Annotated in this window: 25 protein-coding genes; 15 read left to right on the top strand and 10 right to left on the bottom strand. The window is 62.2% G+C overall.

The window, feature by feature from the left end; genetic code table 11:
- Positions 1-22 precede the first annotated feature (22 nt).
- The gene (locus tag GN300_RS11775; protein ID WP_063315275.1) at positions 23-1,285 is read right to left on the bottom strand and encodes an amidohydrolase; all 1,263 of its coding nucleotides are present in this window, start codon (positions 1,283-1,285) and stop codon (positions 23-25) included.
- Positions 1,286-1,298: 13 nt separating this feature from the next.
- Entirely contained in the window at positions 1,299-2,507 is a 1,209-nt protein-coding gene (locus tag GN300_RS11780; RefSeq protein WP_063315274.1) for an MFS transporter, read from the bottom strand.
- 99 nt (positions 2,508-2,606) lie between these two features.
- Here GN300_RS11780 and GN300_RS11785 point away from each other — a divergent pair, with 99 nt between their 5' ends.
- Positions 2,607-3,641, top strand: coding sequence for an Lrp/AsnC family transcriptional regulator (locus GN300_RS11785; protein ID WP_047272740.1), 1,035 nt, complete (start codon positions 2,607-2,609; stop codon positions 3,639-3,641).
- Between the two features lie 3 nt (positions 3,642-3,644).
- On the opposite strand, the gene GN300_RS11790 is transcribed toward GN300_RS11785, so the two are convergent.
- Both GN300_RS11790 and GN300_RS11795 read right to left on the bottom strand, forming a co-directional pair.
- Positions 3,645-4,358, bottom strand: a complete 714-nt coding sequence (locus GN300_RS11790) for a TMEM165/GDT1 family protein (protein WP_019746358.1) — start codon at positions 4,356-4,358, stop codon at positions 3,645-3,647.
- 294 nt (positions 4,359-4,652) lie between these two features.
- Entirely contained in the window at positions 4,653-5,180 is a 528-nt protein-coding gene (locus GN300_RS11795) for a hypothetical protein (RefSeq protein WP_003944138.1), read from the bottom strand.
- A gap of 165 nt (positions 5,181-5,345) precedes the next feature.
- Here GN300_RS11795 and GN300_RS11800 point away from each other — a divergent pair, with 165 nt between their 5' ends.
- From GN300_RS11800 to GN300_RS11815, 4 genes are all read left to right on the top strand, one after another.
- Positions 5,346-6,695 carry a DUF1254 domain-containing protein gene (locus GN300_RS11800; RefSeq protein WP_003944160.1) on the top strand — a complete coding sequence of 450 codons (1,350 nt, stop codon included), beginning with the start codon at positions 5,346-5,348 and terminating at the stop codon, positions 6,693-6,695.
- Between the two features lie 156 nt (positions 6,696-6,851).
- Entirely contained in the window at positions 6,852-7,424 is a 573-nt protein-coding gene (locus GN300_RS11805; RefSeq protein ID WP_003944155.1) for an HdeD family acid-resistance protein, read from the top strand.
- 4 nt (positions 7,425-7,428) lie between these two features.
- Positions 7,429-8,577, top strand: coding sequence for an AI-2E family transporter (locus GN300_RS11810; RefSeq protein WP_042920602.1), 1,149 nt, complete (start codon positions 7,429-7,431; stop codon positions 8,575-8,577).
- A 43-nt stretch (positions 8,578-8,620) separates the two neighbouring features.
- On the top strand, positions 8,621-9,970 hold the full coding sequence (locus GN300_RS11815) for a hypothetical protein (protein ID WP_063315273.1): 1,350 nt from the start codon (positions 8,621-8,623) through the stop codon (positions 9,968-9,970).
- On the opposite strand, the gene GN300_RS11820 is transcribed toward GN300_RS11815, so the two are convergent.
- On the bottom strand, positions 9,967-10,590 hold the full coding sequence (locus GN300_RS11820; protein ID WP_003944189.1) for a superoxide dismutase: 624 nt from the start codon (positions 10,588-10,590) through the stop codon (positions 9,967-9,969). The two genes, GN300_RS11815 and GN300_RS11820, sit on opposite strands and share 4 nt — an antisense overlap.
- A gap of 260 nt (positions 10,591-10,850) precedes the next feature.
- Between GN300_RS11820 and GN300_RS11825 the strand changes: the two genes are divergently transcribed.
- The 3 genes from GN300_RS11825 to GN300_RS11835 all read left to right on the top strand — a co-directional run bounded on the left by GN300_RS11825 (position 10,851) and on the right by GN300_RS11835 (position 13,389).
- Positions 10,851-12,029 (top strand): acyltransferase, encoded by a 1,179-nt coding sequence (locus tag GN300_RS11825; protein ID WP_047272742.1) that lies wholly within the window; start codon positions 10,851-10,853, stop codon positions 12,027-12,029.
- Positions 11,968-12,681, top strand: coding sequence for a peptide-methionine (S)-S-oxide reductase MsrA (msrA, locus tag GN300_RS11830; protein ID WP_020905733.1), 714 nt, complete (start codon positions 11,968-11,970; stop codon positions 12,679-12,681). Before GN300_RS11825 ends, msrA begins: the two co-directional genes overlap by 62 nt.
- Positions 12,682-12,792: 111 nt before the next feature.
- Positions 12,793-13,389 (top strand): hypothetical protein, encoded by a 597-nt coding sequence (locus tag GN300_RS11835; RefSeq protein ID WP_223304488.1) that lies wholly within the window; start codon positions 12,793-12,795, stop codon positions 13,387-13,389.
- A gap of 15 nt (positions 13,390-13,404) precedes the next feature.
- On the opposite strand, the gene GN300_RS11840 is transcribed toward GN300_RS11835, so the two are convergent.
- The gene (locus GN300_RS11840) at positions 13,405-14,334 is read right to left on the bottom strand and encodes an LLM class F420-dependent oxidoreductase (RefSeq protein WP_058038067.1); all 930 of its coding nucleotides are present in this window, start codon (positions 14,332-14,334) and stop codon (positions 13,405-13,407) included.
- Between the two features lie 16 nt (positions 14,335-14,350).
- Entirely contained in the window at positions 14,351-16,132 is a 1,782-nt protein-coding gene (locus GN300_RS11845; protein WP_063315272.1) for a hypothetical protein, read from the bottom strand.
- Between the two features lie 415 nt (positions 16,133-16,547).
- On the opposite strand from GN300_RS11845, the gene GN300_RS11850 reads away from it, so the two are divergent.
- From GN300_RS11850 to GN300_RS11865, 4 genes are read left to right on the top strand one after another with little or no spacing between them, the layout of a single operon-like run.
- A complete protein-coding gene (locus GN300_RS11850; RefSeq protein WP_063315271.1) occupies positions 16,548-17,525 on the top strand; it encodes a DUF4328 domain-containing protein in 978 nt (325 codons plus the stop codon).
- A complete protein-coding gene (locus tag GN300_RS11855) occupies positions 17,522-18,286 on the top strand; it encodes a glycerophosphodiester phosphodiesterase (protein WP_042920594.1) in 765 nt (254 codons plus the stop codon). The genes GN300_RS11850 and GN300_RS11855 overlap by 4 nt, the downstream gene beginning before the upstream one ends.
- Before the next feature lie 11 nt (positions 18,287-18,297).
- Positions 18,298-19,212 (top strand): DUF5926 family protein, encoded by a 915-nt coding sequence (locus GN300_RS11860; RefSeq protein ID WP_063315973.1) that lies wholly within the window; start codon positions 18,298-18,300, stop codon positions 19,210-19,212.
- 53 nt (positions 19,213-19,265) lie between these two features.
- Positions 19,266-20,084, top strand: a complete 819-nt coding sequence (locus GN300_RS11865; protein WP_063315270.1) for an alpha/beta fold hydrolase — start codon at positions 19,266-19,268, stop codon at positions 20,082-20,084.
- On the opposite strand, the gene GN300_RS11870 is transcribed toward GN300_RS11865, so the two are convergent.
- Together GN300_RS11870 and GN300_RS11875 are read right to left on the bottom strand one after the other, a co-directional pair.
- A complete protein-coding gene (locus tag GN300_RS11870; protein ID WP_030535839.1) occupies positions 20,081-20,626 on the bottom strand; it encodes a ferritin in 546 nt (181 codons plus the stop codon). The genes GN300_RS11865 and GN300_RS11870 overlap by 4 nt on opposite strands.
- 154 nt (positions 20,627-20,780) lie before the next feature.
- On the bottom strand, positions 20,781-21,707 hold the full coding sequence (locus GN300_RS11875; protein ID WP_007735998.1) for a cation diffusion facilitator family transporter: 927 nt from the start codon (positions 21,705-21,707) through the stop codon (positions 20,781-20,783).
- A 179-nt stretch (positions 21,708-21,886) separates the two neighbouring features.
- On the opposite strand from GN300_RS11875, the gene GN300_RS11880 reads away from it, so the two are divergent.
- The 3 genes from GN300_RS11880 to GN300_RS11890 are packed head-to-tail and all read left to right on the top strand — an operon-like array spanning position 21,887 to position 23,848.
- Positions 21,887-22,516 carry a M23 family metallopeptidase gene (locus tag GN300_RS11880; RefSeq protein ID WP_063315269.1) on the top strand — a complete coding sequence of 210 codons (630 nt, stop codon included), beginning with the start codon at positions 21,887-21,889 and terminating at the stop codon, positions 22,514-22,516.
- A 28-nt stretch (positions 22,517-22,544) separates the two neighbouring features.
- Positions 22,545-22,904 carry a BlaI/MecI/CopY family transcriptional regulator gene (locus GN300_RS11885; RefSeq protein ID WP_063315268.1) on the top strand — a complete coding sequence of 120 codons (360 nt, stop codon included), beginning with the start codon at positions 22,545-22,547 and terminating at the stop codon, positions 22,902-22,904.
- A complete protein-coding gene (locus GN300_RS11890) occupies positions 22,901-23,848 on the top strand; it encodes a M56 family metallopeptidase (protein ID WP_003944128.1) in 948 nt (315 codons plus the stop codon). The genes GN300_RS11885 and GN300_RS11890 overlap by 4 nt, the downstream gene beginning before the upstream one ends.
- Here the strand turns inward: GN300_RS11890 and GN300_RS11895 are convergent, their stop codons facing one another.
- Complete coding sequence (locus GN300_RS11895; RefSeq protein WP_054188666.1) at positions 23,849-24,493, bottom strand: thioredoxin domain-containing protein; 645 nt, start codon at positions 24,491-24,493, stop codon at positions 23,849-23,851. It abuts the gene before it with no gap.
- Positions 24,494-24,555: the final 62 nt, after the last annotated feature.

Consider the following 24,555-nt stretch of genomic DNA (forward strand, 5'->3'; position numbering starts at 1 on the left):
CCTGGGACAGTATGCGTGGGAATCACGCGCTCCGCGCAAGGGCTCCCAGCGCGGCCGCGGTCATGGCTGTAACACCTTCGGGTAGGGCCGCGGCGGGATCTGGGGCGAAGCGCGGTGAATGATTCGACGGCGTGCCGGGTGGTATCCGTCCCTCAGCGAGCGCGGCAAGGGCGGTTCCGTCGAAACTTTGAAGTGCCGTTCCGCCGAAATGCCAGAATACGGAGGGGCATTGGGCGGCGGTGCCGAAGATGCCGAAGTCCTCGCTACCCGAAAGTGGTTGTGACAGAGTATGCATTCCCAAGCCGGCCTGTCGCAGGTCGGATATCACCGTGGACGTGGCGTCCGGAGTGTTGACCGTGGCCGGAAAGCCGTTGTACGCATGAACGTCCGGCGCGTCGGCGGCGCCTGCCCCGTCAGCTTCTGCGCGAGCGATCCTGCCCACCGATTCGAGCATGTGATCTCGCGACGATGCACTGAAAGTTCGCAGGCTGAGTAGCAGTTCGGCGTCGTCGGCAATGATGTTCGCAGCTGTGCCGGCGTGCAAGGCTCCCACCGTGAGCACAGGTGCTGTCGGGGTTGCCGCTTCATGAGCGACCAGACTTTGAATGCGCAGCGCGAAAGACGCTGCCATCAACAAAGGGTCGATGCATGCGTACGGTGAGGACGCGTGTCCACCACGGCCGTGAAAGACCACTCGTATCGTGTCGGATGCTGCCATCAAGATGTCGGGTTTGCTGACCAACATCCCCGCAGGAGTCGGGCCCACGTGCTGTCCCAGGCAGAGGTCCGGTCGTGGGAAGCGGTCGAAGATTCCGTCGTCGACCATCGCACGAGCGCCGGAGCCGGTCTCCTCGGCAGGCTGGAAGACCGCGACAACAGTCCCGGTGATCGATGTCGGATCCGCGGAAAGTGCTGCGCACGTGGCAAGCAGCGCGGTTACGTGGACATCGTGGCCACACGCATGCATGACTCCATCAGTTCTGGAGGCGTAGGACAGACCGGTGTCTTCTGCCACCGGCAACGCGTCCATGTCGGCGCGTAGCAGGATCACCGGACCGCTGCTCCCTTCGAGAACACCGACGACACCCGTACCGCCGACACCGACCGTGACGTCCCAGCCGCCGATTCGCCGAAGTTCCTCGGCAACAATTGCGGCGGTGCGAGTTTCGTCGCCGGACAACTCGGGGTGTGCGTGTAGGTCCCGGTAGAGCTCGAACCAGTGCGGCTCGACGGTTCGCAACCGCGACGGGTCTCCGAACTCGAGATTCGAAAGCAGTTGATTCATGGTTGATCTTCTTTCAGTTGGCGGTTTTCAGTTGCACCAGGTTCAGCATCTTTTCTCGGGTTTGTGGTGCTGCCATGACCGCGACGATCGCCACGACGGGCCCGAGTGCGAGCGATACGAACGCCGCTGGCCAGGAGAGATGGTCCACGATGAATCCGAATACAAGCGGTGCGACTATTCCGGCGACCATGCCGCCGAAAATGATCATCGACGAGGCTGCTCCGACCACCGACGAAGGCAGGCTACGAAGCGGAAGTGCAAAACACGGCATGAAAGCGAAAGAGGCAGCGGCAGATCCGAGGGTGACGAGAACGACGAACAAGGCCGTGTTGGAGACGAAAGGAATCGAAACGAGCATCACGATGCACGCGAGCATGGACGGCACTACGACGACACGACTGTTGCCAGCCAGCCGATCGGAGATTCGCCCGCCGATGACGGTGGTCACGGCGGCCACCACGGTAGCCGGAATCAGAAGGAGGCTTGCACTCGAGAGGGCGATTCCACGTTCGTCATGGAGGTAGGACGGAACCCACGACGACATCCCCCAGATCACGAAGTCGTATCCGAAGAACATCAAGGCGAAGAGCCACATCGCGCGGGAGCGAAGTACGGTGCGCATGTTGTCCCAGGAGGAATCCGGACCGTGGTCGTTCTCCGCCGGAAGTGCCGGCGGGAGCCACAACTTGATGCTGACAAGCGAGAGTACGCCGAGCGCCGCGACGGCCAGAAACATTCCACGCCAGCCGATCAACGGGAGAAGTGCTGCCGCAACAACGATGGCAAGAAGCGTACCGACGGCGTTGGAACTGTTCATCCATCCTGTGGCAGTGGCACGTTGCTCCGGGATGCTCCGCTCGGCAACGAGCTTTACTGCAGCTGCCGGAAACACGCCCTGCGCGAGACCGAAGAGAAAGCGAACAACCAGAAGCGTCCCGAACGACCAGGCAAGGGCAGTGAGGCCGGTGAAGACACTCCACGCCACCAACCCGATCAGAGCCATCCGGACTGCGCCGTATCGATCGGCGAGCAGTCCACCAGGCAGTTGGGCCAGCGTGTATGCAATGAAGAACGTGGAGATGATCAATCCACGCTGGGAGTAGTCGAGATCGAACTCCTCACCGAGCAAGGGGAGAGCGAGGTTGATCGCCAGCCGATCTATGTAGTCGATCGCGTACGCGAAGAACAGCAACGCGACCGTGACTTTGGTGGAGCGAAGCACTGGGCCTCCAAGTGGTGAACCTGTGAAGTGATTCACACATCTTTGGCAAACAGGCAGGGATCACCGACCAGAATGCAGTAATCCGGCAATACTGGGCCGATGAAGCCGGAATCCGACGCATTTGTCATCGCGGAATCTGATCTGGAGATCATCAATGCACTTCAGCTCAACCCCCGCGCGTCGTGGACGCAGTTGTCGTCAGTGCTCGACATGGATTCGACGACGATCGCCCGCCGGTGGCGTCGCCTCGTTTCGAACGGTCATTCGTGGGTCAACGCGGTCGCAATCGGTCGAACCCACATATTCGGCTATCTCTTGATCAGGACCACACAGGATTCCGTTGCCGACGTGGGGGAGCTGTTACGTCAACTCTCCTGTGCCTATCTGTTGGCCAGGACGGAAGGCGAGTACGAATATTTCGTCGGAGTCGTGGCCGCCGACCACAAGAGTTTGGACGCTTTGGTGTGTGAGCACCTTGCCGCCGATCCTGGAATTCTGTCGATCAGAAGCCGGGTCGGGGTGAAGGTGTACCGGGACGGGTTCAGCTGGGAGCCGGGCGCTCTGGGGCAAGCGGGTCGGGCTCAGCTGGCAACGGCATCGACAAAGGGCGCTGCGGTGCCGGCAGATCCGACAGAGTTCCGCGAGTCCGACGGTGCCCTGTTGGAGGCGCTCGGCCGTGACGGACGTGCCAGCTATGCGCGTCTCGCCGCGATTTGTGGAACGAACGAGACTGCGATTCGACGGCGCTTGGCCCAACTGACTGCGTCGCAACAGTTGATTTTCCGCTGCGATGTCTCGCAACAGGCTGTCGGTTCACCGTTCGAAGTGATCTTCGACGTCGCTGTGGACGGTTCCACCGACGAACTCGGCAATCTTGTGTCGAGTTGGCCGGAGATCAGATTGTTGGTGGCGACTACCGGAACAGCGAACATGTTGATCAGCGTGTGGCTGAGCAGCCTCGCGCAGAGTCTTGTCGTCGAGGATCGACTCCGCCGAATCGGTAGTGTGCGGATCCTCGATCGACGTGTCTCGCTGTACCCGATGAAGCGGTTCGGGCAGCTACTCGGACCGAGCGGAGTGGCGGAAGGTCATGTCCCGGTCGCAATTTGGGGCGCCGGCGACGTTATTCGTTGAGCGTCAGTCGATCGGCGTCCGATTGTCGTCGACGAGGTGTGTATCGGAGTCGGTCGCACGGGAGCGCTTCCAGATCATCCGTGCCAGCGCACCCAGTACGGACACTGCCAGGACAACGCCACCGCCGATGATGCCGGCCGACGAGTCGGGGAAGATGCCCTCGAGCAGCAGCCAGACACCGAAGACGAAGAACAGCACCGCGGCGCCGATCTTGATGAATCCGTCCGGAAGGTGCTTGCCCAGCACCGAGCCGACGATGATGGCGAGAGCGTCGGCCGCCACCATGCCTACCGTCGACCCGATCCAGACGCCGATCCAGTCGTTGTCAGTCGCAAGGGTGATGGTGGCGAGCATGGTCTTGTCGCCGAGTTCTGCCAGGAAGAAGGCCGAGGCGACGGCGATGAAGGCGGATCGCGTGACGCGACCGGCCTTGTTCTGCTCGTCGTCGGTGAGATCGTCACCGCGCAAGGTCCAGAGGCCGAAGATCAGGAAAGCGATACCGCCGACGATGGAAATCGCCGCGGTGGGGAGGGCGACGCCCAGGTAGTGGCCGACGGCGACCGAGACGAGGTGAACAAGGGTGGTGGCGACGGTGATTCCGCCGAGGACGACCCACCAGCGATAGCGCAAGGCAAACGTCATTGCCATCAGTTGCGACTTGTCACCGAGTTCTGCGACGAAAATGACGCCGAAACTCAAAAGTATTGCGGCAAGCAAGATTTACTCCTCCGGTCGGTGTAGGTCGGAGGAAAAATGCGAGCCTCCGGCCTGGGCAGGCGCAGTGGGTGCGCTTGTCCGGCCGAAGGTCTCGCCCACCGAGGCCACAGGACCTTCGGTTCGCCAGGCCGGGTGCTTCGCGATCCGCACCAGGCGGAGCGCGTCGAACCAGTATGTCGACACGGGCGATTGGGGGCTACTCCCCTTCGTTGCTGCCCACGTTAGCGCGCCTGAAACGAATTGGCAAAGCGCACAGCAAGTTTGGGAGTCCGAACTTATCGCTTACCGGGGCCGTCACGAGGCGAGGAGCATGGCCAAAACAGCGGTGTCGGGATCGCTGATCGGATCGATGCCGACACGACTGATCATGGAGACGACTGTGCCGTCCGGCTCAGCCTCGACCCACGCCGCACGATGCTCCAAACCCAGATAGGGAAGGCCTGGCAGCAGTACGCACCCCGACGCGCTGCCCTCGCATTCCGGCAGGCTGGGCGTGGTTTCCGACGGTGGGTGCAGCATGATCAGCGCCGGTGGCTGATGGTCGGAGAAACGGCCGGGTGTCAAGGCGAAATCGCCGAGTACCGGACCTTCGGCGACCACCAGACCGACGGTGCCCGGCTGCGGATCTTCGGGAACGTCTTCACGGACCCCGAAGACCGTCGTGGTCGGCAACAAACCTGGCATCGAGGCCACGCGGACAGCCAATGCGAGAAGCTGCGCCCACTCCTGGGTGGTGTCCGGCCAACGACCGGAAATGACGAACCCCTGCAAAGACCCAGCGGCTTGGAACGGAGAAATGCCTATTGCTTCGTTTCTGTTCATTTCTGTTCCTCCCTCGGTGCTGGGGCAAATCTCGGGCAGACGCGCATGCGTCGGTCCGGCACACCTCGTTGGGTAATCGAAATATGCACCCATTCGGTACTGGCACACAAGAGAGGGAGAGTGCCAGCCAGGTTTGCGCTGGTGAGGGCGGTGGTATGCGCAGACATGACTCTGTCGAAGAACCGTTCTCGGCTGGAAGACCTGGCAACGCAGGCGTGGATCTTCGGATATCCCCTGTTGATTGCTGCGGTATCGCGGGATGTCATGACGGCGGTGCCTTCGCCGGTGGCGATGAAAGCCCCGCTCAACCAGTTCGCATACGCGCGTACGACGCCGGATGCGACCTTCACCGATGTCGTCTCACCCAACGCGGACACTCTCTACTCGTCGGGGTGGCTGGACGTCTCGACGGAACCGCAGGTGCTCTCACTGCCGGACTTCGGCACGCGGTACTGGCTGGTCCCCATCCTCGACGCGTGGAGCGACGTGTTCACGGTGCCGGGATCTCGGACAGTTGGGCGCACCGGGGGACCGTACCTGGTGGCCGGGCCGAATTGGAAAGGCAACGTGCCCAAGGGTTTGACGCTGCTGCGGTCTCCGACGGCGATGAACTGGATAGTCGCCCGCTACGCGACGTCGGGGGGAACGGACCTGGCAGAAGTGCACAGCCTGCAGGACCGGACGCGACTCACTCCTCTGTCGGAGTGGACGGGTGACCCGCAGGACTACACGCCCGGTGAAATGCCGGTGAACCCTGCCGTCGACACGCGGACGCCGCCGGTGGACCAGGTGGCCGCCATGGACGGCGAGGCATTCTTCACCAGACTCGACGCACTTCTCGACGACAATCCTCCGCGTCCGGAGGACACCGAGATGATGAAACAACTGTCCGACATAGGAATCGGCTCCTCCTTGCCCTGGAGGTCGCGTCCGCAGGAGGTACGTGATGCCCTCGATAGAGCTGCGCGAACCGGTATGGACGTGCTGAGCGAGATCGCCGAAGAGGCCGAGGGCAGTCCGAAGAACGGCTGGACGATGCACCGCGGCTTGGGGCACTACGGAACCCATTACGCTCAGCGGGCTCTGATCGTCTGGCTCGGTTTCGGGGCCAATCTCGACGCTGATGCCGTGTACCCGCATGCCACGACGGACGTCGACGGGAAGCCGCTGACCGGGGCGAAGAAGTACGTCCTGCACTTCGAGAAGGACGAGCTGCCACCGGTCGAGGGCTTCTGGTCGCTCACGATGATGAACGAGCGGCAGTTCTTCGTGGACAACCCGATCGACCGATACGCGATTGGCGATCGAAGCGATCTGGTGTTTGCCGACGACGGTTCCCTCGACATCTATCTTCAGCACGAATCCCCTGGTGGTGAGAAGGAGCGGAACTGGCTGCCGGCTCCGTCCGGCGACTTCAACGTCTTTCTGCGCCTGTACTGGCCGAAGGCTGCAGTGCTGTCGGGATCGTGGACTGCGCCCGGTATTCGAGAAGCAAGTATTCGAGAAGCAGGCTGAAAGTCCCCTCGCTTCGTACCCGAAGAGCGCAACTCGGTATCAGCCGCGCGTTTCGATGGGCGGAAAGGTCACAAGAGTCATACGATCTGTCGGTATTGCCCTGTTTGAAGAGCTGTTGAATCGGTCAGAGACACCCGCTTGTTTCGGAGGCTACTGATGGTCACGCAGAATCCGTTCGTGCAGTACGGCAAAGAGATCTGGTGGATGATCCTGATCCGCGGAATCTTCGGCGTGATCTTCGGAATCATCGCGCTCGTGTGGCCGGGAATTACCGTGGTGGCCTTGGTTTTCCTGTTCGGTATCTACTCCATCGCCGACGGTTTGATCACGATAGTTCGCGCCATCCGGGACCGCGAGCATCTGAGCTCGTGGGGTTGGTGGGTGTTCACGGGCGTCGTCTCGGTCGGAGCCGGCATCGTCGCGCTGGTCTGGCCGGGCATCACTGCGCTGGTGCTGCTGTACATAATTGCCTTCTACGCCATCATGTTCGGAATCTTCGGAATTGTCGGCGCCTTCAAGATGAAGGCGCTGCCCGGATCCAGTTGGGGATGGTTGCTCGCCGCATCGGTGCTTGCTGTCATCTTCGGCATCATTCTTCTCATCGCGCCCGGCGAAGGCATCATCAGCCTCATCTGGTTGTTGGGTTGGTACGCAATCCTGTTCGGCCTCTTCATGATCGTGGGAGCATTCCAGATCAGGAGCCGGGCAAAGGAAGCCGGTGTTCTCTAAGCCGGTGTTCTCTAAGAAGGGAAAGCCGGCCGTCGAGGCTCCCACTCCGATCCCCACGCTGTCCGGTAGCGAGAACTGGTCGATCCCGCGCGGTTTGATCGTCCTGCTCGGTATTGCCGCCACCGTGGTCGCCGTCGGCGGAATGAAGGTGTTCGGCGGCATCCTCGGACCGGTATTCCTGGCCCTGGTGCTGACGATTGCCGTTCAGCCCATTCAGGATTGGTCACAGCGCCGAGGGTGGCCCAAGTGGGTCGGGATGCTCGGCTCACTGGTCACCGTGTACTTGATCCTGCTCGGGTTGGCGGCGTCGTTGATCGTGTCGACGGCTCAGTTGGCGACGATCCTGCCGCAGTACTCCGAGGAGATGACCAACCTCCTCAACGAGGGCCGCGACAAGTTGGCCGACTTCGGAGTGAGCACCGAACAGATCCAAAGCACGCTCAGCAGTGTCGATCTCACGAAGGTTGTGGGCGTACTCGAAAGCGGGCTGGAGGGCCTGCTCGGCATCCTGTCGGATCTGGTGTTCATTCTCGCGTTGTTGTTGTTCATGGCCTTCGACGGCATGAGCATCCGCTCGCGGTTGCATGTGTTGTCCGAGCAACGTCCCGAAATCTCCTACGCGCTCTCCACCTTTGCCGCCGGAACTCGCAAATACCTGGTGGTCTCGACGGTCTTCGGTCTCATCGTGGCGGTACTCGACGGTGGCGCGCTGTGGCTCATGGGCATTCAGCTGCCCGTCCTGTGGGCGTTGCTGTCCTTCATCACCAACTACATCCCCAACATCGGGTTCGTCATCGGCGTGATTCCACCGGCGCTCCTGGGACTGTTGCAGGGCGGGCCGTGGCTGATGCTGTGGGTGATCGTCGTCTACTCCGTCATCAACTTCGTGATCCAGTCCATCATCCAACCCAAGTTCGTCGGCGACGCCGTCGGACTGTCGGTGACGATGACGTTCCTCTCACTTGTCTTCTGGTCGTGGGTTCTCGGGGCGCTCGGAGCGCTGCTGGCGATCCCGCTCTCGTTGTTGGTGAAGGCCGTCCTGCTCGACATCGACCCAGCCACGCGCTGGGCCGACATCCTGATCAGTGGGCCTCGGGACATGCCGAAGGAGGAACCCGAGGAGTCTGAGAAGCCGGCCACGCCCGCAGACTAGGGCTCTCAGTGTTTCTACAAGTTGTTGCTTTATCGTCTCGCCCATGAGCGCCGAGAACACCACAGAAAACTCCCATCGCCGGCCGTCACGACTCGGTCGACGGCTGGCAGTCGGTGGTGTGGCCGCGATCGTCGCGGCTGCGGTGGCGGGGATCGGGTTCGTGATCTTCGCGGGCGGTGCCGACACCTCGAACACCGTCGCGATCGTGAACGCCGACGCGGGAACCACGCTCGACGGCAAGGAACTTCGGGCCGGCGACACGCTGGTGGACACGTTGGGCAAGAACGAAGACTTCGACTTCCAGGTGGTCGACAACCCCGGCGGGAACTACTTCGCGACGTTGACCGTGCCGGAGGACTTCAGCGAAACCGTCGCGTCGATGTTCGGCATGGATCCACGGCAGGCGAGCGTCGACCTCGAGGTGAAGGGCTCGGATTCGGAGAAGTCGGCCGAGTTGACTCGGGCCGTGTCGGCGCAGGTCGGCGCGGACGGCATCAAGGGTCTGCTGGCTCAGACGTCGGCCGCCAGACGCTCGATCGATCAAAACCTCACCACCGCACAGATTCTGGTCGCCGGAACCAACGAGGCCGGAAAGTCGATCGATCAGGTGAAAGCAGGCGCAGGCACTCTGCTGCCGTACCTCGAGACCGCACGGTCCGGGGCGTTGGAGCTGATGAGCGTCGCGGATCAGGTGTCCGGTGTTGTCGATCAGGCGTCGGGGTCGGCGGAAGAGCTGGCCACGCGCGCGGACTCACTGGGCCTGACGCTGGGGGAGGCGTCTTCCTCGACCGCGGAACTGAAGACACGAATCGACGCGCTGCAGACTGCGCTGAACGGCCTTCCGATCCCGCCTGACGTGACAGCGCAACTGGCCGGTGTGAGTTCGGATCTCGGTGCGCTGAATGCGCAATTGGGCACCGTTCCGGCGCTGTTGGGTGGCTCGGTCGGGCCCGATACGGAGCTCGGGGATCTAGTCCGCACCGCTGTCGGGCAGCTGCAAGGCGCGAGCGATCAACTGAGCAGTGCTGCCGGACAATTGAACGACGGCCTCATTCCCATCGCTGATCAGGCGCCGCAGATGCTCGGTGACGTGACCGATCAGATCACCCAGGGATTCACGACGCTGCAAGGAATCGCCAAGTCACTGGTCACGGGCCTCGACGGCGCAAAATCCGGTATTCCCGCGATGACCACCCCGCAGCAGGTTCAGCTGACCTCGGTGCTGTCGGATCCGGTGGCCGTGAATCAGACCACCGCGAGCAGCGGTGACTCCGGAACTCGCACACTGGCATTGGTCTTCGGAGCCACGACGGTCCTGCTCGGTGGTGCTCTGCTGACACGAACGGCGGCGCCCCTGGTAAGGCGCCGCCGTTCGCAAGAAGCGCGTGACTAGACGATCAGACCTGCGGTCTGGGTACGTGCACGGTCGAAGCGAGCCGAAACGTCGTTCCAGTTGACGATGTTCCAGAATGCCTTGACGTAGTCGCCCTTGACGTTCTGGTAGTCGAGGTAGAAAGCGTGCTCCCACATGTCGAGGAGCAGCAGCGGCGTGAGGCCGATGGAGATGTTGCCCTGCTGATCGTAGAGCTGGACGATGATCAGACGCTGTCCGATCGAGTCCCACGCGAGGATGGACCAGCCGGAGCCCTGGATGGCGTTGGCGTTCGCGGAGAAGTGAGCGCGGAAGAGATCGAACGAACCGAAGTTGTCGTCGATCGCTGCGGCGAGTTCACCTTCGGGCTTGTCGCCACCGTCAGCGCTGAGGTTGTTCCAGAAAACGGTGTGGTTGGTGTGGCCACCGAGGTGGAACGCCAGGTTCTTCTCGAGCAGGTTGGCCTGCGCTGCGATGGTGTCGTTCTCACGAGCCTCGGCCAGCTTCTCGAGTGCAGCGTTGGCACCGGCAACGTAAGCCGCGTGGTGCTTGTCGTGATGCAGCTCCATGATCTTGCCCGAGATGTGCGGCTCGAGGGCTGCGTAGTCGTAGGGGAGTTCCGGCAGCGTGTAAACAGACACGAGGGTCCCTTCTTTGCGGGCTGGTGAGCCCTGGTGCTTTAGAGTGCGTCGATCACCGGTCACGGCGTGACGTCACTCGCGTATGTGCAAATCATTCTTCGGGTTTCCACCCAATAACATTCGTACACCGTCCGCAACAGTCCGGCTCAGGTAGTAATCACCAAAGAATAAAGTTTGGGAAACCGAACTTGCCCCGATCTAAGGGTAAGCTAATATGCGCAAATTCGTCGTAAAGGTGAACGGAACCTTAAACTTGCGCGATGCCCGCACCAGTTTTCCTCCCGGAATCACCAGAGGCGGCCGCGCCTCGGGTGAATCTTCCGGGCGCTGACCTGCTGCGAGCCCTGGCGGTTGCCGCCGTGATCTACTCCCACATCTCTTTCTACGTCATCGACGATCTCGGCTCGGGTTGGTGGGTGATCGACGTCGTCTACGGCGTTTTGATCGAGCCTGCCGAACTCAACCAGCACCTCTCTTTTGTCGGCGTCGCAGTATTCATGATGCTTACCGGTGCTCTGGTGACGCGATCCGCGATTCGCGACGGCCCCGGAAAGTTCTTGACCAACCGATTCAGTCGACTGCTGCCCGCATTCTGGGTGGCGACCGCGATTGCCATTCTTCTGGTCCGCCTCGGAATCAACGGAATGTTCAGCGGTCAGGAAGGTATTTCCGATACCGAAGCGTTGATGAGCTTTTTTCTCGGCGGATTCTTTCTCAAGCCCGAGGTAGCAGTTCTGGGAGTGACCTGGACACTCACCGTTCAATTCCTCTTTTATCTCGCATGTGTAGCGGCTCGCCCGATACTGCGGCTGCGACCGATCGTCATGCCGCTCGCCGGTGGTGCGCTGTGCTCGCTGGTGCTGCTCTACAACGTCTACGCGCCGCTGCCGTACACCGTGCCGATGCTGTCCAAGATCGCCGCGACGCTGCCGGCCGTCTTCCTCGGCCAGATCATGTACCTCGCGTGGGCGAAGCTCGCTCCCGGCCGCTGGCTGATCGCGGCCGTCCTCGTCCAGATGCACGTCATCATCGTGGCGACCCAGTTCCGCGTCTACTGGGCCGGTGAGCACTATCTGTGGACCATTTCGGTAGTCGCCGCAGCGGTAGTTCTCATCGGCCGCTACGACGGCGTCCCGACGCGCTGGCCGGTCGTGAAGTGGCTCTCGACGCGTAGTTACGTCATCTATCTCGTGCACACCCTGATCCTGTACCGCGTCGTCGAGAACACTGTTTTGTACGTCGGACCGACGCTGGCGTTTGCGCTCTTCCTTCTGGCCACGGCCGCGGTAGCAGAAATCGGCTACCGGTGGGTGGAGCTGCCCGGCGCCCGCGCGATCACGGCGTGGCGAAACAGTCGCTCGCGCGTAGCATCGAAGCATGAGCTGGTACGACGACATTCTGGGACGAGCGTCCGCAAAATCCACGCTGATCGCGCCTGAGGACGCACTCCCGGGCCGAGAGCAGAAAATGCCGGTTCCGACCGCGCACTACGTCAACGGGCATCCGTTGACGCCGCCGTTTCCGGCCGAACTGCAGACCGTCGTCGTAGGGATGGGTTGTTTCTGGGGCGCCGAGAAGGAGTTCTGGCAGCTTCCCGGCGTGTACACGACCGCTGCGGGTTATGCGGGCGGCTTCACGCCCAACCCGACGTACGAAGAGACGTGCTCCGGACGTACGGGTCACACCGAAGTCGTGCTGGTGGTCTTCGATCCCGCAGTGATCTCCTACGAGCAGATCCTGGCGCACTTCTGGGAGAACCACGATCCGACGCAGGGGATGCGTCAGGGTAACGACCAGGGCTCGCAGTACCGTTCGGCGATCTTCACGACGTCCGCGGAGCAGGAAGAAATCGCTCATGCGTCGGCCGTCGCTTTCGGTGAACGGCTTGCCGAAGCCGGATATGGAGCGATCACCACCGAAATCGGCCCGCTGCGCGACTTCTTCTACGCGGAGGATTACCACCAGCAGTATCTGGCGAAGAATCCCGGCGGTTACTGCCCGGTGCATGCCACGGGCGTCAGTTGCCCGGTCGGATTGCTCCGTCAGGATCAGGTTCCGGCGCAGACGGACATCCTTCCGCCGAGCGAATAACTGGACAGGTGTTGGAGGACACATGTGATTCAGCTCGTTAACACTTGCAACTAGATCGAAACAAAGGGAATCTCGATGTAAGAGTGTGTCGTCGAGAGAACTGAGCTCACAATGTCAGGTAGTACGCGAGGAACTGCGTCGCTGCTCCGACGCACCATTCATGTAGGCCACGATCCGATGGTTCGCCGCAGTGATCGGATCGAAGGGTTCATGTCCTTCGGTCTGATCATTTTCGCGATTCTTCTGCTGCCTCTCGCGGTATGGGCAGGGGCTGCGACTGCTTCGAGCCAGAACGCACTGATCGCCAAACAATCCGCCGAATTACACAGTATTTCGGCGACGACGACAGCAGATTCGACGCAGACCACCGCCTCGACAGCCGATTACATTGCGCCGACCACCGAAATGGCCAGCGCGCAGTGGAACTGGAACGGCCAGGTTCACACGGGTGATGTCACTGTCGACTCGGCGACGCCCGCCGGCACCGAGGTCCCCATCTACGTCAATGATCAGGGCGACAAGACCGTAGCTCCGATCACTCAGAGCGCTGCCGACGTCGCAGCCGTGGTGACCGGGGTTTTCACCTGGTTCAGCGTGATGTCGCTGCTGGTCATCGCTTTCATGCTGGTGCGCGTCTTTCTCGACCGTTCCCGCTCGGCCCAGTGGGACCGAGACCTACGCGCGTTCCTCGACGCGAACGCGCTGTAGATCCCGGCCCATTCTTTACTGCAGTTGGGGCATGACCTCGCTTGCGACGAGTTCGAGATGATCCAGATCGGCGAGATCGAGAGTCTGCAGATACACGCGCTGTGAACCGGCCTCGGCGAAAGTGCCGATCTTGTCGACCAGCTCCGAAGGTGTTCCGGCCAGACCGTTCTCACGTAGCTCGTCGACGTCGCGTCCGATAGCCTCGGCGCGCTTCTTGATCTCCGCCTCGTCGCGGCCGCAGCACAGGACGAGAGCGTTGGAGTACACCAATTCGTTCGGATCGCGCTCGTGCTCGACGCAAGCCTGACGAACCCGCGCAAAGATGTCCTTCGTTTCCTCGAGGGACTTGAACGGGATGTTGAACTCGTTTGCGAACCGAGCGGCGAGCGCCGGAGTCTTCTTCTTGCCCGTGCCACCGATCAGGATCGGCGGACCGTCGACCTGGTGCGGTTTGGGAAGCGCGGGAGAGTTCTTGATCTGCACGTGCTTACCGTCGTAGTCGAACGTGTCGCCGACCGTCGTACGCCACAGACCGGTCACGACGTCGAGAGTTTCCTCGAGCAATTCGAAGCGATCCTTGAGCGCCGGGAACGGGATGCCGTACGCCTGGTGCTCTTCCTCGTACCAGCCGGCGCCGATGCCGAGGTCTACGCGGCCACCACTCATCTGATCGACCTGTGCGACCGAGATGGCCAGCGGTCCGGCGTGACGGAACGTAGCCGACGTCACCAGAGTGCCGAGGCGGATGGTGGATGTTTCGCGGGCGATTCCGGCGAGCGTGATCCACGCGTCGGTGGGCCCGGGAAGGCCGTCGGAATTCATGGCGAGATAGTGGTCCGAGCGGAAAAATGCGCCGTAGCCGAGTTTTTCGGCGGTCTGGGCAACAGTCAGTAGTTGTTCGTAGGTAGCGCCCTGCTGGGGTTCGGTGAATATACGCAGCTCCATGACTTCCACTCTGCCACTATTTTGCGGAGGTCGGGACGACGGCACCGACTTGTCCGGCGCCGAAACACAGGGTCGGTCCCGGTGTTGTCGGCGTGATCTTCACACTGTTTCCGTGGCCGACCAGGCGCACGAACACCGAGTGCAAACCTTGGGTGACGGGTACGGATACTGCGTCGCCGGACTCCAACGCAACATCGATCGTTCCGTCGGCGCTGGCGAGGTAATTGAGCTGAACCGTCCATTCCCAGCCGGCCAGGGGGCCGTCGAGGGGGAGCTCGGTCGGGCCTTCGGCACGGGTGCCGCAGTTCGGCGCCGTTCCTTCGGGAATCCTTCTCGTCCAGGTCACTTCGGCATCGACGATCTGACCGCTGTCGTCGATGGTGCGCAGAATCGGAGTGCTGGAAGAGAATTCGGGGCGATCAGGCAGCGGCGCGAGAACGTTGCTTGCCAAATTGTTCGGAAAGGCGACGGGAAGGAGCACTTCGATCGCGACGGGTTGCTCGAGCAGTGGAGCATCCTGATTCTGTGACAACGACATTCGCGCGTTCGCGAGGTAGTCGCGGGTCGGGTTCTCGCGCCAGATGTCGACGAACGTGACGGTCGAGACGAGCGAACTGATCACGAGGAGCACTGACAGGCCGGCGGCGACTGCGACGGGTATACGGGCCGGACGTCGCCGAGGCGCAGCGAGAATCAAAGCGGCGGCGAGGGCGAACACCGTCGCCGAATCCGTGAAGTAACGCAAGGTCTGCGCCAACTCGTACGTGGTGTCGGCGTCGGATCGGGTAGCGGTCATCGCCACCACTGAGGCCAGGAAGTACAGCGCCGCGGCGACCCAGATCCAGGCAGCGCCGCGTCGGGCACGCACTGTCATCACGGCCGTCGTCAGCAGCGCGGCCCAGGCTGCGACCACCAAAAGCGTCGGCGGATCGGCCCAGGCGGGGCTGGGGATCCACCGCTCCCAGCGCCAGGGGCCGCCGAGAAGAGTGGGAAGCATCCCCAAAGACGTTCCGTGATGCAGCAGTTCGGTGGACATCGAACGGCCGTATCCGGTGATCGGAGATTCGACAGTTGTCAGATACACCGGAATCCAGATCGCGAGCACGGCGGCGCAGGCCGTCCACAGGAGTCGGCACTTCGTGATCGCACTTCGTATCGGCGTTTCTTCACCTTGTGTGCGCAAGTGCAGCACCAGAAAAGCGAGTGCCACGAACGGAACGAGCACTGCTTTCTCGAAGAACAGCAAGGAGATGACAAAAACCGCGGTGCCCGAGAACACGTAGCGCACCTGCCCGGTGCGGTACAGCTTGATCGCGTCGCCGCATGCCCAGGCCAGCGCGATCTGGAGCGGCAACGCATTGAGCGCGGCTGCCCACCACGAGAACGCCGGAAGTGTCAGCGGGACGAACAGATACAGGAGCAGCGGAATCAACAGTGCCGGTCGCCGGCCGAGGACCAACCGAAGAGTGCGCAGAAGCGCCAACGACGCGGCGGCCTGACCGATGACGAGCAGCGTTGCCGACAGCGCCCAGTTGTACGGCGCGATACGGGCGATCAACCCGGTGAAGAAGAAGGCCGCGGGCATGAAGTGACCGTCGTGGTCGTAGAGCAGGAGTTCGCTCGAGAAGAGTGGGAAGCGTCCTCCGCGGCCCATCAGGATGAGGTCGTCCCAGTAGAAGTAATTGCTCGCGGCAACCCAGACGCGAATGACGAGCTGACATCCGATCAACACGAACGCGAGCTGCGTGACCCGTCTCGGGGTGAACGTCAGAGTTGGCTCGGGCTGTGGAGAAGTCATCGACGGTCATGCTTCCAGGTGTGTCAAAAACCGACTTCTCATAAAAAGGGGATACCGGTCTTTTCTGTCTTTTCGGGAGCAATTTCTGAATGGATTGTGAACTTTGCCGGGATAAATGACGTCGACGCCCGAAAGTTCACTGACCTGCGGTGTCAAATTCATCCTCGAGCCTGTGCATCGTTCGCTAACACCTGTCAGCAAATTCTCAGGGTCTTGCCCGTGACCTGTGGATAAAGCCCGATTCATTCATCCAGAACTGTGGATGAACCTGTGGAAACTGTGGATAACTCGAGTTTTTAAGTGGCGGAGGTCACATTATTCGAACAATGCAGGTGAACGCGGTGGAGGTTCGATCACAAATCGGGAGTGAATCCATTTGCTGCCGTTACCGATACGGCGTGACAGAATCGAAGTTGTGAGTGTCGTTCAGGTCTGCGCCCGGTGCGCCGCACGCTGGCCTGTCGTCGGCGGCCCGACGCAGTGGTGCCCGCGCTGCAGCGGCGTCCTGCTGATCCCCACCCGCACCGAGATCTACCAACCGCCCAACCGCCGTGGCTTCCGCTGGATCGCGCGCTCCCCGTCCGACCCCCGCGGCGTGGGGGACGCACCAGTGCGTCGTAGCTTCTCCACTCCGCGCTACGACGCTGTCCCGCAGTGGGGACTCCAGGACGTCGTCGACACCTCACCGGTGCCGCCCTCGCGAGCGGACCGGATGGCCGACCGAGTCGGGCCGTTGCTGACGCTCGCAACGATCCTCTACGGACTGGCGGTGTTCGCCGAACTGGGCAGATACGCGATCCTGGTCCGCAACCGCACCAGGCTGATCCCGCAGCCGCTGCTCACGGTCTCCGACGCCGCCGTGTACTTCACTCAGTTGGGTGGACTGCTGATCTCGGTCTTCGCGGCAATCGCCGCTGTGTGCTGGCTGCTTCGTCGGCGTCGTGAACACTTCGCAGGTGCCCGGGAATCCGATCCACGCACAGCGTCGGAAGTTGTCGTCGGCTGCGCTGTGCCGATCCTCAACCTGGTGATGCCGGCCGTTTATCTCTTCGAGTTGGTCCGCCGCGATCCGCGCGGAACCCTGTTGGTCAAGATCTGGTGGGGCTTCTGGGCATTCAGCGCTCTGCTGCTGGTGGTCAATGCGTACTGGCGATCACGCCCGGGGATTCAGGCAATGGCCGACGGGGTTCTGCTGAACGCTTTCATCGCACTGATCGCTGCCGTCACCGCGGCGTTGACACTCGTCGTGATCCGCCGGATCGAGCGCAAGAGCTGGCGCGGTGAACCGGAATCGGAAACCCGGTGGGTGCCAGTGCCGCGCTCGGTGCTGGAAGAGAAGACGGTGCTGGACGAGAAGACGGTGCTGGACGAGAAGGAGACCGCTGCCCTGTGAGCCCAGATCGTCGAGGTCCACTCGTCGTTGCGCACCGAGGTGCGTCGGCTGCGCGGCCGGAGCACACCCTCGCCGCCTACGAACTGGCCCTCGAGGAGGGTGCCGACGGGCTCGAATGCGACGTCCGGCTCACCCGCGACGGACACCTGGTCTGCGTTCACGACCGCAAGGTCGACCGCACCTCCAGCGGGACGGGGATCGTCAGCGAGATGACGCTCGATTCGCTGACCGCTCTGGACTACGGGTCGACGAGCGAACCGGCCGAACTGCTGACTCTCTCCGATCTCATCACCCTCGCTCTGGATTTTGCGCGCCCGGTGAAGCTGTTCATCGAGACCAAGCACCCCGTGAGGTTCGGCGGATTGGTCGAAGCCAAACTCCTGGCGGAACTGCACCGCTTCGGGATCGCGTCGCCGCCGTCGGCCGATCACTCGCGGGCAGTGGTCATGTCTTTCTCGGCGAGTGCGGTCTGGCGGGTGCGTCGTTCGGCACCGCTGCTGCCGACGGTCCTGCTCGGTGACGCGTCGCGGTACCTCGGTGGCGGTGCGTCGACGGCTGTGGGCGCTACGGCGATCGGGCCGTCGATCAAGGCGCTGCGCGAACATCCCGATCTGGTCGATCGGGCCGCCGCTGCGGGTCGCGCGACGTACTGCTGGACCGTCGACGACAAGGCGGATGTGGACCTGTGTCGTGAGCTCGGGGTCAGTTGGGTTGCCACCAACCATCCCGGGCGCACGAAGCAATGGCTGGGCAGCGTGTAGATTTTGCCCTCGTGGCCAAGAAGAGCAAAAGAAACAGTGGACCGAAGCAGGGCAGCGCACGCGCAGAGAAGCTGGCGGCACGCCAAGCAGAGCGTGAAGCCGCTGCCGGCGTAGTCAGCCGCCCGTTCGAGGGCCTTGCCGCCGAGTGCGATCTGGTCGCGCTGCGTGAATTCGTTCCGTCCGCCACGGCTCCGTTGCCGGTCATCGGCTCCGACCGTCCCGTCACGTTGGCAACGGTCCTCCCCGGCGCTGTTGCCGCACTCGTCCGCGACGAGGGCGAGACGGCCACTGGATTTGTCGGTGTCCAGGTTCAGGCGCACTCGGCCGACCTCGGCGCAGACCTCGCCGCTTCGGTGAACTGGATCAAGGACGCGGCCCCCGGCGACGCGCTTTCTGCCGCGAACCCCGATTCCGAGACCCCCGCTGTCACCACTGTCGTCGATCCCTCGGCACTGCTCGACATCACCGTGCACCAGAACTTCAACTGGTGGATCCCCGAGGGCGTCGAAACCGATCCCGAGGTTGCCGCCACCGTGCAGCACGCCAACTCGGCGATCATGCCCTCTGCACGCCTCGAAGGCGACGGCCTCGTTGCCGCGTGGTGGGTCGACGCCGGCGAGAAGGCGCACCTGCGTTGGGTTCGTCCCGAGAGCGAAGACGACCTGATGCTCGCGCTGGCGCGCGTGCACGCGACCGGTGGACTGCATCTGGGTGAGGGCTCGCGCTACGCAGGCTCGTTCCGCACCCACGGCCTGTTGGTTCCCGTCTTCGATCTCGACCGCGAAAAGCATGCAAACGAGTGGGTAGCGGCAACCGTCGAGCTCGGTGAGCGTCTTGCCGAGGCTCTGGCCGTCGATGCTCCGCTGACCTCGGCCGAGCTTCGCTCGCGCGACGGACTTCGTGGTCGCCAGGTCACGCTGCGCTGATTTTTTCGCCCGAACTATAGGCGTTACGCGAAGTTACGGTTAATGTTGGTGACATGACCTTGTCGCATGACATCTCCGGTAGTGGTCCCACGCTTGTGCTCGTCCATGGCATCGTCCATCGACGGCAGGCGTGGGATTCGCTTTTGAACCAGCTGACGCCGTACCGCCGCGTCGTCACCGTCGACCTGCCGGGTCACGGAGAGTCGCTGCTGCCCGAACTCGGTCCGGACGTCATGGGACAGCTGATCGACGATGTCAGTGAGTTCGTCAAGGAAGTGACGCCGGCGGGGGAGCGTGCCCACGTCGCGGGAAACTCCCTCGGCGGCTGGATTGCCCTCTCGCTGGCAGCGCGCGGAGATGTCGCGTCGGCGACAGCTCTTTCGCCGGCCGGGTTCTTTGTCAATCACCTCGATCAGGTGCGAGCGATCAACACGTTCCGTGCACTGCGCGGCACGGCCAAGCTCATGGGTGACGGATTGCCACGCGCATTGCGGTACAAGCTGATTCGCTATCCGGCGCTCGCCGCGTTCTTCGCTCATCCGAGTCATGTCGGTTATGCGGCGGCGTTGGCCGACTGCCGTTCGCTCGTGTCGAACGAACTCGTCGATCTCGGTCTCGAGATGGACTTCGTGCTGCCGCCCATCGTGGATCCCACTGTGCCGGTGACGGTTGCGTGGGGTCGACGCGATCTCATCCTGCCCGTGTATCAGGCGCAGCGCGTGAAAAAGCCGTTCCCGCAGGCAAAGTTGATGGTTCTGCCCGGCCTTGGGCACGTACCGATGACAGATGCCCCCGAGCTGATCAGTTCGATCCTGCTGGCAGGAAGCGAACCGTTCGGCTCGAGGGCAAAATCCGTGAGTGCTGCAGGCTAGATGGTTCCGCCGGCTGCGCTCGGTGCACCGGTGGTGTCACCGACGGTGCTCATCTCGCGGGACACGAAGTCTTCGAGGTCGAACAGGTTGGCGCCTGCGCGGTCCGCGATGGTGAGAAGTGTTGTCATGCTTGCAACTTCCTCGACCTGCTCCTTGAGGAACCACTGCATGAACTGCTCGCCGAGGTAGTCGCCTTCTTCGCGGGCAGTGCTCGCGAGCTGGACGATCTGCTCGGTGACCGTCTTCTCCTGCGTCAGCGCGAGAGCGATGGGCTCGCGGGCATCCTTGAAGTCGGCCTTCGCGGCGTCGACGCCGGTGAGTTCGACATTGATGTCGCGATCGAGGAAATACTGAACGATCATCATGGCGTGGTTACGCTCTTCCACAGCCTGCTTGTAGAAGTGCTTTGCCAACTGTGGCAGATCCGCATTGTCGAAGTAAACCGCTGTCGCGATGTACTGATGCGAAGCGTTGAACTCGTTGCGAATCTGGTCTCGGAGTAGTGCGTGGAATTTGGTCATGTGAGTCTCCCCAGAAGTCATGAATTCCAAGATAGTGCAGGTCAGAGGCCCTGTCATCCCAGTATGACCTTATTGTGGTAAGCGTTCCCAAACTAAAGAAGACCTAATTTTTCTTCGAATTCGGTGAGGTTATCGAGCCCGGTGAATTCGAATGTTTCATTTAGGAATGTCCATTTCACCAGGCGAGTTCCGCGCATTTACCGTCGCTTCCCTGTAGTTCCACCTGTACGGTGGCGTGCCCCAGTTCGAATACCTCGGCAAGCAAGGTTCGGGTTGCTGCGAGCACCGTTGTGGGATCGGCGTCACTGACCGCGGTGACGTGAACGGAAGCAACTTCCATCCCCGAGGTGAGTGTCCAGACGTGCAGATCGTGCGCGTCGACGACTCCCGGCAGAGCGTTGATCTTCTCGATGATCGAGGTGACGTCGATGCGGTCGGGAGCCTGCTGGAGGAGGATGCGAACGGCGTGGCGGCCCAGGTTGAAGGCACGTGGCAAGACGAAGAGGCCGATCGCGACGCCGATGACGGGGTCGGCGTAGCGCCAACCGAACGCAAGCGTGACCAAGCCGCTGACCAGGACGCCGATGGACCCGACCATGTCCGCCATGACTTCGAGGTAGGCGCCGCGGATGTTGATGCTTTCCTTCGCGCCGCTGCGCAGCATGAGGAAGGCGATGACGTTCATCGCCAGACCGACGACGGCGACTGTCGCGACGGGAAGGCCGGGAACCTCGGGCGGATCCGTGAAGCGGCTGGCGGCCTCGTAAAGCACCCACCCGGCGACTGCGAAGAGCAGGATCGCATTGGCCAGTGCCGCAAACACTTCCGTGCGGTACATGCCGAAAGTACGGTCGGGGCGCCGGGCGGCACGCTGTGCGACGAGGATCGCGGCGAGCGCCATGAAGATGCCGAAGATGTCTGTGAACACGTGCGCCGAGTCCGAGAGCAGGGCCAGTGACGAGGTGAAGAGGCCGACCGTCACCTGCAGCACGAAGGTCACCAACCCGAGGCCGGCGGCGATCCACAGTTTGTTGACATGCTTGCCGCTGTTGCTGGTCGCAGCCTCGGCGGGGGAGATTCCGTGCCCGTGTCCGTGTGACATCGAAGGTCCTTTCGTCGACGCCAGCCTAGACACATATGCATATATGCGCAATAGTGCATGTCTTAAAAACTATGCAACATAGTTGTAAGGTGGCGGCGTAGACCTTCATTTGTCATCGACGCGAGGACCGAGAAGTGGGAAGACATCGAAAATCCGAGCCGATCAGACCCGGCGGGCGCATGGCCGCGGTTTCCGTGGCGACGGGTGCAATCCTCGCGTCCGGCACTTCCATCGGGCACGCGTCGCCGCCGTCGGTCGTAGTCGAGGATGTATCTGCGGTGTCGGCGCCGGAGATCCTCGACCTTGTCCGGTCGACGGATCTTGCCGGAATAGCCGAACAACTCGGCAAGACGCGACAACTCGAATCCGAGCGAGCGGCGCTGGTGTACGAGGCCGAAAAGCCACAGGTGATGGCCCCCGTCAGCGGGACGATGACGTCCAACTTCGGTCCACGGTGGGGAACCACCCACTACGGTCTCGACATCGCGAACGCGATCGGAACGCCCATCGTGTCGGCGACCGACGGTGTTGTGCTCGAATCCGGTCCCGCCGCGGGATTCGGGCTCTGGGTCCGCATCCAGCAGGACGACGGGACCGTCGGCGTCTACGGACACATCAACGAGGCGCTCGTGGTTGCGGGTCAGAAGGTGCGGGCGGGTGAGCTGATCGCGACCGTGGGCAATCGTGGACAATCGACAGGACCACACCTGCACTACGAGGTGTGGCAACCTGACGGACAGAAGACCGATCCGCTCGCGTACCTGAATTCCCGGGGCGTGTCGTTCGGGGAGAAGACCACGGGCGACTGAAGTTCTGTCACGACGCGATGGAGGAGCAATGCAGGGGCTGGGCGGACTCGAAGCCGAGGTCATGGATGTGCTCTGGCAGTCCGACGACGCGCTCTCGGTCAAGGATCTGGTCGAGATCCTGGGTGAGCGTCGACAACTTGCGTACACCACGATCCTGACCGTCGTGACGCATCTCTTTGACAAGGGCTGGGTGAGTCGTGAGAAGAAGAGTCGCGCCTACTTCTATCGGCCGAGTCGCAGCCGTGAAGAGGCCACATCCAGAGCGCTGCGCGAATTGTTGGACAGCAGTTCCGATTCCGCTGCCGTGCTGTTGCACTTCGCCAAGACCATGACAGATGCCGAGAACGAGGCCCTGCGCCGGGGTCTTTCCGGGGAAGGTGTGCAATGACATTGGCGTTGCCGATGTTTCTCGGTGCGATGCTCGTGGGATTCCTGGTTCCGAGAGTGTTGCGAGCCGTTTCCTCGGCGTTGTCACCGGCGGTGCTGCTCGCGGCGTGGCTCGGCAGCATGGCGTCGGCTTTGTATCTCGCTCTCTCCGCGGTCTTGGTTCTGGTGTGGCCGAGCCACGCGCCGGTCGAGGGGCTGGTCGACGGTATCGCTCGGTGTTTCAGCGCCTTCGCGCACGGCACGAGTTCATGGGTGGGTGAACTGATCACCGGCACAGCCGTTGCTGTGGTGGGTGTGATCGCCGTTCGGATCGTGCTGGCCGGCCGCAAGCAGGCACGTGAGCACGCGAGGGTCCGAGATTTCCATCGTGATGTTCTCTCGATCGTCGCGCGCCGCGACAACTCGGAGTCCGACGTGTTGTGGTTGGATCATCCGCTGCCTATGGCGTACAGCGTCGCCGGAAAGCCTGGATTTGTTGTTGCGACGCAAGGCTTGTCATCCGCTCTCAGTGGAGGCGAGCGTGATGCTGTCCTCGCGCACGAGCGTGCACACCTGAGCGGCGGTCATCACCGAATTGTCGGTGCGTGCGAAGTCTTGGCCGCTGTTCTTCCGCGAGTGCCGTTGTTCGCGGCGGCACCCGCTGCCGTCGGCGCGATCGTCGAACTGTCGGCGGACAGACACGCCGCTCGCGTCACCAGCCCGGCTGCGGTGCGTTCCGCCCTTGCCGTGGTGTCGAAATCGCCGCTTCCTCAGCCGGACTGGAGCTTGAGCGATCGCGGCAGCGCGACCGCGGTGCGATTGAGTTCCCTGGTCGACGGCGACGTGGCGTCGCCTCGGCGACTGACCTGCGCGGTGGCGGCCTGTGCGCCGGCCGCTGTCACGACGGCCGTTGCCGCAGCCGTGACGGTGGCCGTCTCCGCGGGGATCTGCGCTGTTCTGACCTGATCATTCTCCCAAGGCCGAATCGATCTGGGCTTTCAACTGCTCGTAGCTCGGCATCTGGTCCAGCTTCACGTCGTTGAGGAACAGCGTCGGAGTACCTTGGACGCCGAGGCGTCGGCCTTCTTCGAAGTCGCGCTCGACCCGCTCGCGGACGCCGCGGCTGCCGAGGTCGGATTCGAATCGGGCCATGTCAAGTCCGAGATCTTGTGCGTAGGAACGGAACAGCGCCTCCTGTGATTCGGCGGATTCACCCCATTGCGACTGCGTCTCGTACATTTGCTTGTACATCTCGACGAATTTGCCCTGGCGAGATGCGGATTCGACGACCTGCGCCGCGAGAGTGCTGTTGGTGTGACTCGGAATCGGAAAGTATCTGATGCCGAACGTGATTCGACCCTCGTACTCCGCTCTGATCCGCTCCATCGTCGGGTACAGCGCGAGGCAGGCTTCGCATTCGAAGTCGAGGAACTCGACCAGGTTCACCTTGCCGTCGGCGGCCGAGGTCAATCGGTACGCGTCGTCGGTGAGGACGGCGGTGGATTGTGCTGCCCGATCGGCGTTCTCGTTGTCTGCCCGAATCGGATCGACGGTGATGAACGTGATCAGTGCTACCGCGAACACCGCGATCAGGGCGGCGGATATCTTCATGCTTCTGGACACTGCTGTGCACCTGTACCTTCCGTCGAATTCCTAAATACTATCCAACATAG

The organism is Rhodococcus sp. Ni2 (assembly GCF_021352185.1).
Lineage (GTDB): Bacteria > Actinomycetota > Actinomycetes > Mycobacteriales > Mycobacteriaceae > Rhodococcus_F > Rhodococcus_F qingshengii.